This window comes from Nocardiopsis sp. NPDC055551 (assembly GCF_053619415.1).
This window is the reverse complement of record NZ_JBSHJJ010000020.1, coordinates 1-15,286: the sequence shown is the minus strand read 5'-3', so window position 1 is coordinate 15,286 and position 15,286 is coordinate 1. Positions and strand designations below refer to the sequence as shown.

Genomic DNA, 15,286 nt, shown 5'->3' with positions numbered 1-15,286 from the left:
CCTGTCCAGGGGCGGCCCGCTCCCGTTGGGGGTGGCGGGTCCGCACGCACGGGTACCGGACTCAGGCCAGGTGGGCGATGAGGGCGCGCAGGGCGTCGGGGCCGATGGGTTCGCGGCCGGTCAGGGGTGACTCGACGGTGCCCTGCTCGGCGAAGCGGGCGCGGATGTCCCCGATGACCTCGGGATCGACGTCTGCGGGGACCTGGTTGACCACGACGGTGCCCAGGCGGAAACCGGTGTCGGCGAGCTCCTTGGCGGCGCGATCGGTCTCGGCCAGGACCATACGGCGGGGCACCAGGACCAGCCGGACCTCGGCGTCCTCTCGCAGGCGGGCCGCCGCGCGTTCGAGTTTGCGGCGGCGGGCGTGCAACTTCTCCAACAGCGGGTCGTCGGTGCTCTCCTGAGTACCACCGATGACACCGACGGCGAAGCGGTCGGCGTCCACGGCGCGCTCGCGTTGGCGGGCCAACCCCTCCACCCAGGGGGTGAGCAGTTCCGGCAGGTGGAGCAGGCGCATCAGGTGGCCGGTGGGGGCACTGTCCACGACCAGGCGGTCCCACCTATCGGGAACCTCCTCCATGGTGTCCATGAGCAGGTCGGCCAGTGCGGACTCGGCCATTCCGGGCCCGGCCGCGGCGTGATCGAGGTGGCGGGAGACCGCGGGCAGGATCTCGCGGGGCAACGCTCGTGCGGCGTCGTCGCCGATCCGCCGGACTCTGCGACGCAGGGCCGCGTCGGCGTCCGGTTCGCGCACCCACAGGTTCTCACCGACCTGAACGGCCGTGTCACCGAGGGGCGTCGCGAGGACGTCGCCGAGCGAGTGCGCGGGGTCGGTGGACAGCAGCAGCGTGCGCAGGCCGTGGTCGGCGAAGTGGAGCGCGTGGGCGGCGGCCATGGTGGTCTTGCCGACCCCGCCCTTACCGCCGAAGAAGACGATGGGGGGCACGGCGGGGATGTCCGGGTCCTTCTTCGCTCGTGCGGGCCGTCGGAACCTCAACAGCACACCCCCGGTCCGCCAAGGTCGTCCCGCCCCATACGCTGATGCCATTCGTGCAGGTCGGACACCATGTAGGGGATCAGGTCGAGGGTCTCATAGGACACCGGCCCCTCCACCCCCAGAGTCTCCAGGAGCAGAAGGGCGCGCAGCGTGTCGTGCTGGGTGCGCGTCTCCCGTCGCACCTCCTGACGCCATTTCGCGGTGAAGACCTCGTCATGAAAGGCCTCCAACCTCTTCCAAGCGTCATATGCGCGAGAGAGCGCACCCAGCGGATTCACTTCCTACTTCTCCTTCGGGTCGGAGATCTCGGTGGTCCCTTCGGACTCCGTGCCCTCGGTCTCCGGCAGGTTGCGCGCCGCGAAGGCCTTGCGCAGCGCGATGGTGGCCTCGACGACCAGCCAGACGGCCAACGCGAAGATGACGAAGTCGAGTGGTGCCAGCAGGAAACGGTCGATGACGTCGTCGGAGCGTACGAACGCGATCAGGTTGACGATCAGCGCCCACGAGGTCATGACCAACAGGAAGACCAGCGGGATGAGGATCGCCAGCGGGTTGCGGCGGCGCTTGGTGACCCACACCGCGATGACGGCGAGTGCCAGGCCGGCGGTGAGCTGGTTGGTGGTGCCGAACAGCTGCCACAGGGTACCGAAGGCGAAGTCGCCCGGGATGAGCGCCAGGCCCAGCGGGACGATCGTGGCGATCAACGTCGCGGCGGTGAGGTTGCGGGCCAACGGGCGGAACCGGATGATCTCGGCGATCTCCTGGACGATGTAGCGCTGTAGGCGCACACCGGTGTCCATGGTGGTCGCGGCGAAGCTGACCACCACGACGACGGCGAAGATGACACCGATCTCCAGCGGGATCCCGAGGTTGTTGCCGAACTGTCCCACGCCCTCGACGAAGTTGCCGGTGGCGCCGGCGGAGGCCGATCCGAAGTCGCTGTACAGGCCGTTCCAGTCGGCCAGCGGAGAGGTGGAGGCGGCGACCACACCGGCGGTGCAGGCCAGGATGGAGCAGACCGCGAGCGTGCCCTCACCCGCGGCGCCCATGTACCCGACCAACCGGGAGTCGGTCTCCTTGTCGATCTGTTTGGCCGTCGTACCGGAGGCCACAAGACTGTGGAAGCCGGAGATCGCGCCGCAGGCGATGGTGATGAACAGCAGCGGGAACCACGGGGGAGAGTCCGCCGGGATGTCGCTGTTGATCATCGGGGCGACGATGGTGTCCCAGCCGACGACGACACCGAGGAAGATGACCGCGAAGGCCAGCAACATCTGGTGCAGGTTGATGTAGTCACGCGGTTGCAGCAGCATCCACACCGGGATGCGGGAGGCGATGAACGCGTAGACGAACAGCAGGATGATCCACACCGTGTTGGGGGTCATTCCCAGGGCCTCGGAGACACCGGTGATGTCGATCGGGAACATCACGCCGAGCGGGATGCACACGTACACCAGGGCCAGGGCGATGATCGACGGCACCAGGGCCGCGGTGCGTCGCTTGTAGACGATCTGTCCGACGGCGATCGCGAGCGGGATCTCCACCACGACCGGGAGGACGGCGGCCGGATAGTTCACGAACAGGTTGGCGATGACCACGGCGAACACCGCGTTGACCATGGTCAGCAGGAAGAAGATGATCACCAGGAACAGCGTTCGTGAACGCTTGCTGATGACGTCTCCGGCCAGGGTGCCGATGCTGCGGGCCTTGTGCCGGACGGACACCACGAGGGCACCGAAGTCGTGCACACCGGCGGCGAACACGGTGCCGAGGAGGATCCACGCGAGCGCGGGTCCCCAGCCCCAGAACACGGCGACGGCGGGACCGACGATGGGTGCGGCGCCGGCGACCGAGATGAAGTGGTGGCTGAAGACGATGTGACGGTTGGTCGGCACGAAGTCGATGCCGTCCTTGTAGGTGTGCGCGGGGGTGACGAACCCCGGTTCCAGCGCGTACACCTTCTCAGCGAGGTATCGCGAGTAGTAGCGGTAGCCGAGTGCGAACACCGCCACGGACGCGAGTAGGACGAGGGCTGCGGGCATGGCCGTGGCCTACCTTCCGCATTCCGGGCCCGAGACGCGGCGTGATCGTCGACCCGGACCCGTCTCCCGGTGATCACGCCCGCTCGGACCATGGGTTAGGGTCACCAGAAATTAACATGCGACATTCCTCACTTATAAGGTCTGACCTTGACTGACCTGATCACGGTTTGGCAGCGATCCACCGTCGCGGAACTCAGCTGGATCTCACCGTCCGGGCCCACGGGTATCCCGGTGGTCCCGTTGACACTGCGCGATCAGGTGTGCGTCGCCCTGCCCTACTCGATGGCCGACCTCGCTCTCACCCTCGGTGACCGTCGGCACGCCGCCTTCAGCGTGACCGATCAGGGGGCCGGTGGTCAGGTGGGATTGGTGGGCAGCGGACCCGTCGAGGTGCTCGAAGACCTGGAGGGACGGGAATTCGCGGAGTCCCTGGTCGAGCAGGAGGCACTCAAGCATCCGCCCACCCGACTCCGTGGGGACAGCCTCATGGCCCGTCGGGAGAACTGGTGGTGGGTCCCAAGGATGATCGTGACGCTCGCCTCGGTGGAGAGCATCCGTGAGATCCATCCCCGCACCCGGGCCACGGACGCGCTCCTGGTGCGCGACCGCCACGGTCGCCCAGAGGTCGACGTGGTCACGGCCGACCGGTGGTCCGACCAATCGGGAGCGAGGACCGAGTTGTGGGCCCGCGGCGGAGGGCTTCTGGCGGGAACCGACGAGCCGGTCTTTACCTTTTCTCACCAGTACAGCCCCGACTTCGAACGATGGGAACGCTGGTTCCGTTCGGGGCGGCTCAACGGCGAGTCCCTACAGGTGGAGCGGGCCGAGGGCGCCCCCGTGGGCGAAGAACCCGCCGGCCCGTTGCCGCCCTACGGTCTCCTCGAACGCTACTCCAACCACCGATCCCTGGCCCGATCCTGCCGTCGCGGCATCGCCGAGGCCGAGCGTCGACGTCCGACCGATTGACCGCCGCCCACCCAGGGGCCCAGGCCTCGATCCCGATCCGACTCCACGCGGAAGAGGGCTCGTACTCGCCGTTCCAGGGTCTACGGGGTCATCAGCCCCCAGGCCACCGCCCAGGGGAACAGGGCGATCGCGCCCGCCGACAGCAGACCCACCCGGACCCGGTCGACCCCGCTCAGGGGAGCCGATCGGTTCCTCCAGGTCAGGAGCAGCACCGCCGTGGCGCCCAGTGCGGCCAGCGCACCCGCCTGCAACCCCAGCCAGGGCAGTGGTCGGCCGAGCACCACCGGCCCCGCCCCGGTGCCGGCGGTCATCATGATCCATTCCAGGTAGGCCACTGTCAGGGGTGGTAGCAGCAGCCCCAGGACCGCCAGCGCGAGCGCGCCCCGGGTCCCGGCCGCCGGCAACCGGCTCCGGCGCCCCCGTGCCCTGCCGATCAGGCCGATCCCGAGGTAGGCGGAGAAGCAGACCAGGGTGCCGCCGCCGGCCACGACCAGGAACCACAGCGCTCCGGGGCCCGCCGGTGGCTGTCGGAGGCTCTCCAGGTCCTGCGCGGGCGGCGCGTCCGACCCCCCTCCCGGGTCACCGGCGGCCAGACCGTGCACCCAACCGGTGACCGTGTCCACGTACTCCGGTGCCAGGCTCTCGAACAGGGAATCCGGATCGGTGTCGACCTCGATGAAACCGTCCGAACTCGGTTCCATCCTGTGGTCGACCCCCGGAACCACTCGGAGGGTGTGGTGGGGGTGCCCGCTCCCTTCCAGGGTGTCCCTGTACAGCTCCAGGGTCTGTCCGGGTGGGGTACTGCGGTCGTGTTCGGCGATCACCCCCAGGAAGGGTTGTTCGAGCCGCGCCAGGTCGGGCAGGGGGTCGTGGCCGGCCAGGCGGAAGGCGTCGGCGCCCACCACGTGGCGGGTCAGTCGCCCGCCCAGGTCGTCGAGCAGCCGGTCCGACACCCCCGCGTGGCGCAGCCGGACCTGGTTCATCCAGATCTGTGTGCGGTCCGGTGGCAGCGCGCTGGGCGCCGCCGCCACCACGAAGTCCACCTCCGCCGATCGCACCCCCGCCTCGATAACGGTCCAGCCGCCCTCGCTGTGGCCGTGCACCCCCACCAGGTCGGAACGGACGTCGGGGCGTTCGCGGAGCAACCGGACCCCGGCGACGGCGTCGTCGGCGAGGTCGGGCAGTGAGGCCTCGGAGAGGCCGTATCCGTCGGCCTCCCCCCTCTTGTCGTAGACCAGGGCGACCACGCCGGCCGCCGCGAAGACCTCGGCCACCGGCAGGTACGTCTCCATGGGCACGCCTGCGCCGGAGCCGGCGACGAGCACCACTCCGGGGTGTTCGTCCTCCGTGCCCTCCGGGGCGAGAACGGCCCCGCGCACGGTGCGCTCCCCCGCCGTGAACTCCACTGCCACCTGGCTCACCCCTGACGTCCCGCTCTCACGCTCCTCCCGTGGCGGAGCACCGGGTTCGTCGGGGGCGGCTCGGGCCGGGAGTGCCAGGAACACACCCAGGAGCAGTAACGGAAGGGGAAGCAGTGCCTTCAGGAGCACCGCTCGCTTTCGGGGGGCGGACATCGGGTCACCTCTCTCGGTTCGGGCATCGACCACGGTTCCCCATACACAGGGATCTGTGCACAAAAAACTGTGCACACCCCTCGCCTCCGGTCAAGGGCTTGCACAGAAACCTGTGCACAACTACGTTGAGCCCCATGAGCCCAGCCTCGGAGCCCAGGACGATCGACGACCCGTCGGTCCTGAAGTCACTCGCCCACCCCCGCCGGCAGCGCATCCTCGCCCGGTTGAGCGAGCACGGCGCCGCGACCTCTGCCTCCCTGGCCCGCGAGCTCGGGCTGAACACCGGAGCCACCAGCTATCACCTGCGGGAACTGGCTCGGAACGGCCTGGTGGAGGAGACCGACCCGCCCGAAGGCTCACACGGCAGGGAACGTTGGTGGCGCACTCCCCGGCACGACCTGCGCTTCCCCCCGCGCAGCGCCCAGGAGGAGGCCTTCCGGCAGGCGCTGGACGAGTACGCCCGAGCCGCGTTCACCCGTGACTTCGAGGACTTCAACCGCGCTCTGGAGGCCACCGCCGAGGATGGCGCCTGGGGCGACGCGTTCCCCTTCTCCAGCGGAAGCATCCAGGTGACACCGGAGGAGCTGTCCGGTTTCTTCGAGGAGTACATCGCCCTGCTCAAGCGCTACCAGCGCGCCCCGGAGCAGACGCCCGAGGGCGCCCGGACCATCGTCACCCGGTTCCTGGCCTTCCCCACCACACCGGACAGCGCTTCGGAACCGGAAAACCCTCCCGAGCGGACCTGAGCACCGCCCTGACAGACCCCGGTCCTCCTGCCCGCAGGCGTCACTTCCCCATGGGCGCCGCTTCCCCGTTGGACCTCGCTCGTCCGGAGACATCCCTTCCCGCGGACATTCCGTCCCCGCGAACGTCGCTTCCCCGATCAGTGATCCAGGTAGGCCAGGACGGCCAGGACCCTTCGGTGACCGTCGACCTGAGGATCCAGGTCCAGCTTGGTGAAGATCGAACCGATGTGTTTGCTCACCGCCGCGTCCGACACCACCAGCAGGCGGGCGATGGCCGTGTTGGACTCGCCCCGCGCCATGAGGGACAGCACCTCGCGTTCCCGGGGCGCCAACCGGTTCAGCGGGCTGGAGCGGGCCGCCAGCATCACCCGGACCACCTCCCGGTCCAGGACGGTGCCGCCCGAAGCGACCTTGGTGACCGCCTCGGCGAACTCCTCCACGTCACCTATGCGTTCCTTGAGCAGGTAACCCACCCCGCCCGGGGCGTCGATCGCCAGCAGGTCCGAAGCGTAGGCGGGCTGCACGTACTGGCTGAGCACGATGATCCCCGACCCAGGGCGTTGGCGGCGGATCCGCACCGCGGCCAGCAGCCCCTCGTCCGCGTAGCCCGGGGGCATGCGAACGTCCGTGACCACCAGGTCCGGGTCGTGTTCGCGCACCGCCTCCTCCAAGGCGTCGGCGTCGCCGACCGCGGCGACCACCTCGTGCCCGAACCTGCCCAACACCCCCGCCACACCCTCACGAAGCAGGACCGAGTCGTCCGCGACCACCACGGTCAGCGCGCGCGTCATCGTTCCGGGATCTCCAATCGCACGGTGGTCGGCCCGCCCCGCGGGCTGTCCACGGTCAGCTCCCCCGCCAGGACCGCCAGCCGGTGGCGCAGGCCGCTCAGCCCGCCACCGTCCGGGCTCGCGCCTCCGGGGCCGTCATCGGTGACGTCCACCCACAGTCTCGCGTCCCGTATCCCGCCCCGCACCCGAACGGTGGCGCCGGGCGCGTGCTTGCCGGCGTTGGCGATGGCCTCGCAGACCACGAAGTAGGCGGTGGACTCCACCGCTCCCGGGAGGCGTTCGGGCAGGTCGAGATCGATCTCCACCTCGGACGCGGCGCGGGCCGCCACGTCCAGCAGGGCGGCCGGCAAGCCCCTCTCGGTGAGTACTCGGGGATGGATGCCGCGCACCAGGTCCCGCAGTTCGCTCAGTGCCCGCGTCACCTGCTCCTGGGCCTCCCGTACGGCGTTGGCGGCCGGGGAGTCGGCGGGCAGGTCCAGCCGGGCCAGTCCCAGGGAGGTCTTCACCGCGACCAGGCGTTGTTGGGCACCGTCGTGCAGGTCGCGTTCGATGCGTCGGCGCTCCTCGTCGAAGGCGGTCGCCAGCGCGGCGCGGGAACTGGTGACGTCGCGCAGTTCGGCGACCAACCGGTCCTCGCGCGGGGACAACACGGCGCGGGCGATCTCCGAACGTGTGGCCGCCCATCCCGCGATCAGGTAGAGCCCGACCGGCCACAGGGCGGCCCATCCGAGCACGGAGGCCCACCGTTCGAAGACGTTCAGGTGCCCGGCGTCGACGAAGTTGAGCACGCCCAGGAGGGGAGCGCCCAGCGCCACCCCGAGCACCGCCAGGTCCAGCACGCACAGCATCGTGAGGCTCAGCAGTGTGTACCCGAGGTCGCGCCATGGGCCGGACGTGGAACGCGCGGTCGCCGACCGTTCCGGCCGCTCCCCGACCAGCCCCTCGCAAAGCCGACCCCAGCGCGCCACCAGCGGAGTACTGGCGGGGATCGCCACCAGGACCACGATGAGCACGAGCGGCTCCCAGTACCACGGCCACTCGGTGATGGGCGTGTACTTCACCAGGAGATCCACGCTCCCGACGATGAGCACGCCGCCCACCGTGCCGGCCAGGACGTACGCCAGGGCCCGCCACGGCCACGCCGACAGCAGGAAGCGGTGGGGCGCGAGCGTGATCGCCGCGCGCAGGTTCGGGGTGCTCACCCACTCGACGGTAGCCCGCCCGAGGATGGTCGCGCGGTAGAGCAGGGTCTACCTCCGAGACTCCACCACGGGCACCCGCGCCGAACCCGTCCGAACCGCTGTGCTCGAAGTATGAACGCGACACTCGGCGCCACACGTGACGCCCTACGCATCGACTCCGTGACCAAGCACTACGCGACCGGGGACCACCGGGTCGCCGCCCTCGACGGCGCGTCGCTCGACGTGCGGGAGGGAAGCTTCACCGCCATCATGGGGCCGTCCGGTTCGGGGAAGTCGACGCTGCTGCACTGCGCGGTCGGCCTGGACAGGCCCGACGGCGGAAGCATCGTCGTGGACGGGACCGAACTGGGCGGCCTCGGTGAACGAGGGCTCACCGAGTTCCGCCGTGAACGGGTCGGATTCGTCTTCCAGAGCTACAACCTCATCGACGCGCTCACCGCCGCCCAGAACACGCTGCTGCCCGCCCGTCTGGCACGACGGCGCCTGGGGCGCGAGGACGCGCTCAAGGCACTCGACGAGGTGGGGCTGCGCGATCGCGCCGATCACCGACCGCACCAACTCTCCGGCGGTGAACAGCAACGGGTGGCGATCGCCCGCGCCGTCCTGACCCACCCCGCGGTGATCTGCGCCGACGAACCCACCGGCGCCCTCGACCTCGCCCGCGGCCGTCAGGTTCTGGACCACCTGCGCGCGGTCGTGGACACGCACGGTCGGACGGTCCTCGTGGTCACCCACGACCCCGCCGTGGCCGCGCGCGCCGACCGCGTGGTGTTCATGGCCGACGGACGGATCGTGGACGAGATCGACGCTCGCGACGGTGGGCGATTCGACGCCGGGAGCATCGCGCTGCGCATGGCCGGACTGGAGGAGTCATGATCGCGTTCGCCATGGTGCGGCACCGCCTGCGCTCGATCCTGGGCGGGTTCGTCGCGTTGACGCTGGGTGTGGCCCTGTTGGCGGCTTCGGCGATCGTCATCACCTCGGCACGACCGGCGGTGCCGCCACGCTACGAGAACGCCGCCGTCCTGGCCGTACCCGAGGAGGCCGGGACCAGGTCCGATGACTTCACCGTCGCTCGCGCGGTGTGGAGCGTCGACGAGGCGAACGTCCTCGTCGAGGAGATCGCCCGGGACGACGGGGTGACCGACGCGGTGGCCGAGCACCGGTTCCAGGTCCAGGTCATGGACGGTGACCGGATCCTGGGCGACGCGGTCGACGGCGACCCCAACGGCGCCGGGTGGTCGTCCTTCGTCCTCGGGAGCACGAGGTTGCTCGACGGCGCGGGACCCTCCGGGGACGACGAGGTCGTGTTGCCCGCCTCCTACGGACGTTCGGTGGGCGACACCGTCGACGTGCTGACGGCCGGCGCCGAGTGGCCCATGACCGTCTCCGGGATCACCGACGGCGACGACGTCCTGCTCCCCGATCCCCTGGCCGAGGAGAGCGCGACCGGGGTGTCCCTCATCGGTGTGGTCACGACGGCCGGCGCCGACCCCGCGGGCTCCGGTGACCTGGTACGGGGCGTGGTGGGCCCGACCTCGGACGTGTACACCGACGACGAACGCGGCGCGATGGAGTCGGAGTTCGACGCGTCCAACAACTGGGTCGGCCAACAGCTGCTGGTCCTGATCGGCGCGCTGGCCGTGTTCGTCTCCGTGTTCGTGGTCGGCACCACCTTCACCTTCCAGGTCTCGGTGCGCCGCCGTGAACTGGCGCTGCTACGCGCCGTGGGCGGCACTCCACGTCAGGTGCGTCGAATGCTGCTCGGTGAGGCCGCCGTCGTGGGTGTGGTCGCCTCCCTGGTGGGCGCGGCGCTCGGGATCGTCGGCGCGCACCTGCTGGGCGACCGGATGATCGACGGTGGCCTGCTCTCCCGTTACTGGGAGGTGCGATCGGTGGCCCTGCCCGTCGGAGCGTCGGTGCTGATCGGTCTCGCCACGGCGGTCGCCGGGGTCCTGGCCGCCTCGCGCAAGGGTGCGGCGGTCAGGCCCCTGGAGGCGCTGCGCCCCGAAGAAGGCAGGGACGAAACGATGCCGAGGTGGCGGCTGTGGGTCGCGGTCTGCGCCGGGCTCTTGGGCGTCGTTCTGGTGGTGGCGACCATGCGAGGGGACATGGAACAGGCCATCGCCTACGGTCTGGCGTCGAGCCTGGCCCTGCTGGTGGCGGCGGCCGTCGCCGCACCCCTCTACCTGCCACGCCTCATCGGTCTGCTGCCGGGGAACTCACCGCTCACCGAACTGTTGCGCGTCCAAGCGCGTACCGGTCCGCGGCGAACGGCGTCGACGCTCCTACCGGCCCTGCTGGTGTCCACGCTCGCCGTCACCGTGTTGGGTCAGACCGACACCCTCGGCGGCGCCATCGAAGAGCACTCGCGGGGCGAGATCCCCGGCGACGCCATGCTCGTACGGACCGACGGTGGCGGCGGGCTGACCGACACCGCGCTCGAACGCACCCGTGAGCACGTCGGCGGGGAGGTCGTCAGCCACCTCTCCACCGGTGTGTACGTGGACGGCCGTTGGGTGGAGTCCGTGGGACTCCGTCCGGACGCCGTACCCGAGGGAACGGCGCTGGCCTCCCCCGCCACGGCCGGGCGGTTCGGTTGGGCGGAGGGCGACACCGTCGACCTGACCTGGCGGGACGGCACCACCGGCCGGATCCCGGTCACGATCGAGGAGTTCCCACCCGAACTGGAGATGTGGGCGGAACTCGCGCTGCCGCACGACCTGGCCCGCGAGCACGACCCGGCCACCTTCACGATCATGGCGGCGTTCGATCCGGTGGACGCCGAGGCACTATCCACGGCCCTGGCCGACCAAGGCGTGCGCGTCGAGGACACCGACCGATTGCTCGACGAGGGCGTCGCCACCGAGATCGGGCTACTGCGCCTGTTCGCCGGGATCATCCTGGTGTTGTCCCTGGGGTACACGGCGATCTCCCTGGCCAACACCCTGTCCCTGTCCACTTCGGCGCGCCGCCGCGACCTGGCCCTGTTGCGGGTCGCCGGCGCGCACCGGCGACAGGTCCTGGGCCTGTTGACCGCGGAGTCGGGGCTGGTCACCACGATCGGCCTGATCCTGGGCGCGTCGCTCTCCCTGCCCGGTCTGTACGCGCTCACCATCGGGCTCCGGGACGAGTTCGATCCACGCCGGGGCCCGGCGGAGATCGCCGTGCTACTGCCCTGGTCGGAACTCGGCCTGGTCTTCGCCGCCTCCCTGCTGATCGGGGTCCTGGCCGCGCTGGTACCGGCGGCCCGTACCCTGCGCCGGTCACCGTCGGCCATGGTGGCCGAACGCCGATGACCGGATCGTTCGGTCCCCGGTTCAGCGCCAGGTGGCGAGGTCGGTGCCCCAACGTGAGGCGGTGCGCGCCCAGTCCCGGGGGCCGCCCTCGTAGCGCACCGGCGGCACGGCGTAGCGCAGCCGCCCGTAGGGGGACCCCGCCTCGACCAGCCATTCCTCGGCGTCGTAGGTTCCCTCACCCGGCTCCCGCGCGGCGATGTCGTGCAGCAGCCAGGAGGCCGTCCCCGCGAGGGAGAAGTCCAATCGTCGGCCACGCCCGTCGACCCGCCGATCGGTGAGCGCGCGCAACACACCCGCGGCCATCAGGTACCCGGTGCCATGGTCGAGGGCCTGCGCGGGCAGGACCCCCGGACGCCCGTCCGGGCCCGACTCGATCGCCGCGATACCGGTGGCCGCCTGTACCAGGCTGTCGAAACCCCGACGACCCGACCAAGGACCGCTCCGATCCCAAGCGCACAACCCGGCCACCACCAGCCCGGGACGGCGCGCGACCAGATCGGCGGCGGCCATGCCGCGCCGGTCCAGGGCCCCGGGCCGGTACCCCGTGACCACCACGTCCGCCGTGTCCAACAACCCCTCCAGAACGCCTCGTCCCTCCGCCGAGTCCAGGTCCACCAGGGCAGAACGTTTGCCCGGGCCGGTGTCGACGTGGCTGTCGGGGTCCTCCGACATCCCGGGTGGATCGATCCGCAGCACGTCCGCACCCAGAAGGGCGAGGGTGCGGGTCGCGACGGGGCCGGCGATGACCCTGGTCAGATCCAGGACACGCACCCCCGCGGCGGGCAACGCCGCCGGTTCCAGATACCGGTCTCCGGCCTCGCCGTGCGGGACGACCTCGGCCAGGGGCGAACGTCCGATCGCCGACGTTCCTCGATCGGGCGCCGGAGCGACCGCCACCGCCAACCCGCCGGCCGCGTACACCCGTTCCTGGACCTCGGTGGCCGCGAGCCCGGACAGGACCGCGGCGAGCCGATCGGGCAGCGTGCCGGGGTCGCCCTCCGCGTCGATGTCGAGCGCGTGGAGCAACCGTTCCCGATGGTGCGGATAGTTGGCGTGGGTACGCACCCAACCGTCGGAGGCCCGCCAGAACCCCGACAGGGGCGCGAAGGAGGTGGGTTCGCGGCCGTCCACGCGCAGGTGTCGTTCGCTGACGAACGCGGTGGCCACCGCGCCCTCGTCCACGTGGACCCGTGGAACCGCACCGCCGTTGCGGGCGGCCAGGAGTTCGGCGGCGGCCAGGGAACAGACACCGACGGTGGCCGTGGCCAGGGCGCGCACCGGAAGTACCGCGGGCAGTACGTTCCCGGCCGTGTGCCGGACGATCGCGGCCGGTGGTTCGGCCGCGCCCGCGATCGCGGTCCAGGCTCGCAGGGTCGTCTCATCGATCATCGGGGTGACTCACAATCCCTACTCGGCGAGGAGGGGGACCTCGCCGAACAGCAGGTGGTACTCGGCCGGCGATGGCTCTTGCGGCGTGTCACGCGAATACATACCCGGTTCACCCTCTCCCCCGGGGATCCGCGTCGGCTTCGGTCGGCCCGCCCCAGAGCCGAACCGTGGTCACCGGCGCCACGCTCACAACGGAACACGCCCTAGTAGCCCCGTTCCCCGGCGGGGGTCGCGGTCCCCTCGATCCGGTTCACCCGGTCGAGCTCGTCGAAACCCACCTCCACACCGATGTCGGGTCCGGTCAGGGACAACCTCCGACGGTCCGCGTCGGTGAATCGCGGCGACAACCCGCGCAGCCGGGCGTAGGTGTACACGGCGCGTTTGGGGTCGGACAGCCGCAGACCCGCCACCCCTTCCTGGAGGATGCGCATGACCCGCAGGGGGGTGGGCCGCGGGAGCCTCAGGTCCGGATGTTCGATGATGAAGGAGACCCGGGTGCCGCCGCCCGCGTCACCGTTGTAGGCGAACCAACGGCCGGTGAGGAGCTTGGCCGCCTCGGTCAACGGATGCAGCGCCAGGTGTGCCTCCTCCGGCGCGCCCGGCAGCGTCGCGAAGGGGACCTCGGCCTCGGACAGGGCGGGGATGTCGTTGTCCCGACCGAAGTCCCGAACGGCCGCGCCGAGAGCGGTCAGATCCGGGGAGAAGCCGGAGGGGTTGGCCCAGCCCCACATCCAGGATCGCGGACCCAGGGCGGCGCTGCCCAGCAGGTGGAAGCGTTCGCAGACCAGGGGGCGATCACCGGTGAACTCGAACCTGGGCACCTGGAAGTCGACGTTCCAGTGGTGGTCGCCGAGGAACTCCTCCAGGTGGAGCTGGTGCTCCAAGGAGAACAAGGCCGCGTCGTCGAGTATGTCCGGGAGGGTGTGCTTCTTGCTCATGCCACGATGCTATTGCCCGGTTCCGACACCCTCCGGGGTCGGGGCGCGCGGCAACGAACCGTCCGACGCCACCGCGATGCTCCGGAAGCATCGCGGTGGCGGCCGGTCCGTTGGTCGTCCGGGCGGTCCCTTCGGGTGGTGGTGAGTCCTACCCGCTCAGGAGGTGGTCACCGGCTCTCCGGCCCGGCGCGCCTCGGGGGCGTGGGTATCGGTCGAGGTCGTCTCGGTGATCCAGTCGCCGTGGGCGACCGGGTCGGTCAGCACCATCGGCCCCACGCAGGACGGGTCGACGTCGAAGTCACCGTCCCGGCTGACCACGCCCACCAGTTCCCAGTCGCCCTCCTCGCCCCGCACGGCCGGGCCGCCGGAGTCGGAGATGCACATCTGGGCCGCCTCGGTGGGGTGCTCCGAACACAGGTCCGCGTCCTCGTCCATCTCCGCGCACCGGTCGGGTTCGGTGACCTCGGTGTCCAGCTGTTGGAGGATGGTGGGCTTCTCCTCCTCTCCGAACTCGTCGACCATGCCCCAGCCCAGTCCTCGCACCGGTGTGCCGGGGGTGGCCGACTCGGCGGCGATGTCGATGGGGGTCTCGTCGACCGGAGCGTCCAACCGGAGCAGGGCCAGGTCGTTGTGCAGCAGGTACTGCGAGATGGGGTAGTCGGGGTCGTCGCTCACGTCTTCGACCTCGTATTCGGGGTGCAGGACGGTCTCGGCCACCTCGCGCTCGCTGCCGCCACCGCCACGGTCGGTGCTGCCGACCCGCACAGCGATGTTCTCGGACTCGGTGCAGTGGCCCGCCGTCAACACCCATTCCGCGTCCACCAGCGCACCACCGCAGTAGTGTTCGCCCTGATCGTTGTAGAGCGCCGCCATGAAGGAGTACTCCTCGGTGGCGTCGGTTCCGCCGATGACGGCGCCGGCCGGGGCGCTCAGGGCGACCGCCGCGAGCAGGGCTCCCGCACCGACCGTACCGACCCGTGTTCCGATTCGCTTCTCTCGGCTGTGGCTCACGTCCTGGCCCTTTCCGTCTCGCTGTCGCTTCGTTCGATGTGACAGCAAAACTACGGAACGGAATCGGCCGGAACATCGACCTCGGGAACGAGAACGCACACCTACGAAAGGCGGGCCGGGAACCGGACCGAGGGCTACGGAAGTCCTCGTCCGTCGCCGATCGGACCGGCCCGCGTCATCTAGGATGCGGAACGTGACTCCTCCCACCGCTGAAGCGGTGGGCTTCTCCTGTCGCTACTCAGGCAACAGGAAGGACCAGCCCGGCCCTGATACCAACGTTGACCGCTCCCACCCGATCGGCGTGCTCTGTGTAGCCGCACTGGACACAACG

13 protein-coding genes are annotated in these 15,286 nt (G+C 70.4%); 4 read left to right on the top strand and 9 right to left on the bottom strand.

The window, feature by feature from the left end; all coding sequences use genetic code 11:
* Nucleotides 1–61: 61 nt before the first annotated feature.
* Genes ACWGSK_RS27255 through ACWGSK_RS27245 form a run of 3 tightly spaced genes read right to left on the bottom strand, consistent with a single transcriptional unit; the run spans nt 62 to nt 3,039 of the window.
* Complete coding sequence (locus ACWGSK_RS27255; protein ID WP_452457158.1) at nt 62–1,003, bottom strand: ArsA family ATPase; 942 nt, start codon at nt 1,001–1,003, stop codon at nt 62–64.
* Nucleotides 994–1,275 (bottom strand): cory-CC-star protein, encoded by a 282-nt coding sequence (locus ACWGSK_RS27250; RefSeq protein WP_358513970.1) that lies wholly within the window; start codon nt 1,273–1,275, stop codon nt 994–996. Before ACWGSK_RS27250 ends, ACWGSK_RS27255 begins: the two co-directional genes overlap by 10 nt.
* A gap of 3 nt (nt 1,276–1,278) precedes the next feature.
* On the bottom strand, nt 1,279–3,039 hold the full coding sequence (locus tag ACWGSK_RS27245; RefSeq protein WP_452457157.1) for a carbon starvation CstA family protein: 1,761 nt from the start codon (nt 3,037–3,039) through the stop codon (nt 1,279–1,281).
* Nucleotides 3,040–3,186: 147 nt separating this feature from the next.
* Between ACWGSK_RS27245 and ACWGSK_RS27240 the strand changes: the two genes are divergently transcribed.
* Nucleotides 3,187–4,005, top strand: coding sequence for a hypothetical protein (locus ACWGSK_RS27240; protein ID WP_452457156.1), 819 nt, complete (start codon nt 3,187–3,189; stop codon nt 4,003–4,005).
* Between the two features lie 80 nt (nt 4,006–4,085).
* Here the strand turns inward: ACWGSK_RS27240 and ACWGSK_RS27235 are convergent, their stop codons facing one another.
* Complete coding sequence (locus ACWGSK_RS27235) at nt 4,086–5,579, bottom strand: alpha/beta hydrolase family protein (RefSeq protein ID WP_452457155.1); 1,494 nt, start codon at nt 5,577–5,579, stop codon at nt 4,086–4,088.
* A gap of 134 nt (nt 5,580–5,713) precedes the next feature.
* Between ACWGSK_RS27235 and ACWGSK_RS27230 the strand changes: the two genes are divergently transcribed.
* Nucleotides 5,714–6,325 (top strand): ArsR/SmtB family transcription factor, encoded by a 612-nt coding sequence (locus tag ACWGSK_RS27230; protein WP_452457154.1) that lies wholly within the window; start codon nt 5,714–5,716, stop codon nt 6,323–6,325.
* Nucleotides 6,326–6,462: 137 nt separating this feature from the next.
* Here the strand turns inward: ACWGSK_RS27230 and ACWGSK_RS27225 are convergent, their stop codons facing one another.
* Together ACWGSK_RS27225 and ACWGSK_RS27220 are read right to left on the bottom strand one after the other, a co-directional pair.
* Complete coding sequence (locus ACWGSK_RS27225; protein ID WP_358513960.1) at nt 6,463–7,116, bottom strand: response regulator transcription factor; 654 nt, start codon at nt 7,114–7,116, stop codon at nt 6,463–6,465.
* Nucleotides 7,113–8,318, bottom strand: coding sequence for a sensor histidine kinase (locus ACWGSK_RS27220; RefSeq protein ID WP_452457153.1), 1,206 nt, complete (start codon nt 8,316–8,318; stop codon nt 7,113–7,115). Before ACWGSK_RS27220 ends, ACWGSK_RS27225 begins: the two co-directional genes overlap by 4 nt.
* 111 nt (nt 8,319–8,429) lie before the next feature.
* Here ACWGSK_RS27220 and ACWGSK_RS27215 point away from each other — a divergent pair, with 111 nt between their 5' ends.
* A complete protein-coding gene (locus ACWGSK_RS27215) occupies nt 8,430–9,194 on the top strand; it encodes an ABC transporter ATP-binding protein (protein ID WP_358513956.1) in 765 nt (254 codons plus the stop codon).
* The gene (locus tag ACWGSK_RS27210) at nt 9,191–11,617 is read left to right on the top strand and encodes an FtsX-like permease family protein (RefSeq protein ID WP_452457152.1); all 2,427 of its coding nucleotides are present in this window, start codon (nt 9,191–9,193) and stop codon (nt 11,615–11,617) included. Before ACWGSK_RS27215 ends, ACWGSK_RS27210 begins: the two co-directional genes overlap by 4 nt.
* A 21-nt stretch (nt 11,618–11,638) precedes the next feature.
* Here the strand turns inward: ACWGSK_RS27210 and ACWGSK_RS27205 are convergent, their stop codons facing one another.
* From ACWGSK_RS27205 to ACWGSK_RS27195, 3 genes are all read right to left on the bottom strand, one after another.
* A complete protein-coding gene (locus ACWGSK_RS27205) occupies nt 11,639–13,006 on the bottom strand; it encodes a CoA transferase (RefSeq protein ID WP_358513952.1) in 1,368 nt (455 codons plus the stop codon).
* A 203-nt stretch (nt 13,007–13,209) separates the two neighbouring features.
* A complete protein-coding gene (locus ACWGSK_RS27200) occupies nt 13,210–13,944 on the bottom strand; it encodes a DUF6882 domain-containing protein (RefSeq protein WP_358513950.1) in 735 nt (244 codons plus the stop codon).
* Nucleotides 13,945–14,100: 156 nt separating this feature from the next.
* Nucleotides 14,101–14,955 (bottom strand): S1 family peptidase, encoded by an 855-nt coding sequence (locus ACWGSK_RS27195; RefSeq protein ID WP_452457151.1) that lies wholly within the window; start codon nt 14,953–14,955, stop codon nt 14,101–14,103.
* Between the last annotated feature and the right edge of the window lie 331 nt (nt 14,956–15,286).

Excerpts from the sequence above, each read along its gene's own strand:
- ACWGSK_RS27245 (WP_452457157.1), bottom strand. The coding sequence starts at position 3,039 with ATGCCCGCAGCCCTCGTCCTACTCGCGTCCGTGGCGGTGTTCGCACTC.
- ACWGSK_RS27210 (WP_452457152.1), top strand. The coding sequence starts at position 9,191 with ATGATCGCGTTCGCCATGGTGCGGCACCGCCTGCGCTCGATCCTGGGC.
- ACWGSK_RS27205 (WP_358513952.1), bottom strand. The coding sequence starts at position 13,006 with ATGATCGATGAGACGACCCTGCGAGCCTGGACCGCGATCGCGGGCGCG.
- ACWGSK_RS27200 (WP_358513950.1), bottom strand. The coding sequence starts at position 13,944 with ATGAGCAAGAAGCACACCCTCCCGGACATACTCGACGACGCGGCCTTG.
- ACWGSK_RS27235 (WP_452457155.1), bottom strand. The coding sequence starts at position 5,579 with ATGTCCGCCCCCCGAAAGCGAGCGGTGCTCCTGAAGGCACTGCTTCCC.
- ACWGSK_RS27215 (WP_358513956.1), top strand. The coding sequence starts at position 8,430 with ATGAACGCGACACTCGGCGCCACACGTGACGCCCTACGCATCGACTCC.
- ACWGSK_RS27230 (WP_452457154.1), top strand. The coding sequence starts at position 5,714 with ATGAGCCCAGCCTCGGAGCCCAGGACGATCGACGACCCGTCGGTCCTG.
- ACWGSK_RS27225 (WP_358513960.1), bottom strand. The coding sequence starts at position 7,116 with ATGACGCGCGCGCTGACCGTGGTGGTCGCGGACGACTCGGTCCTGCTT.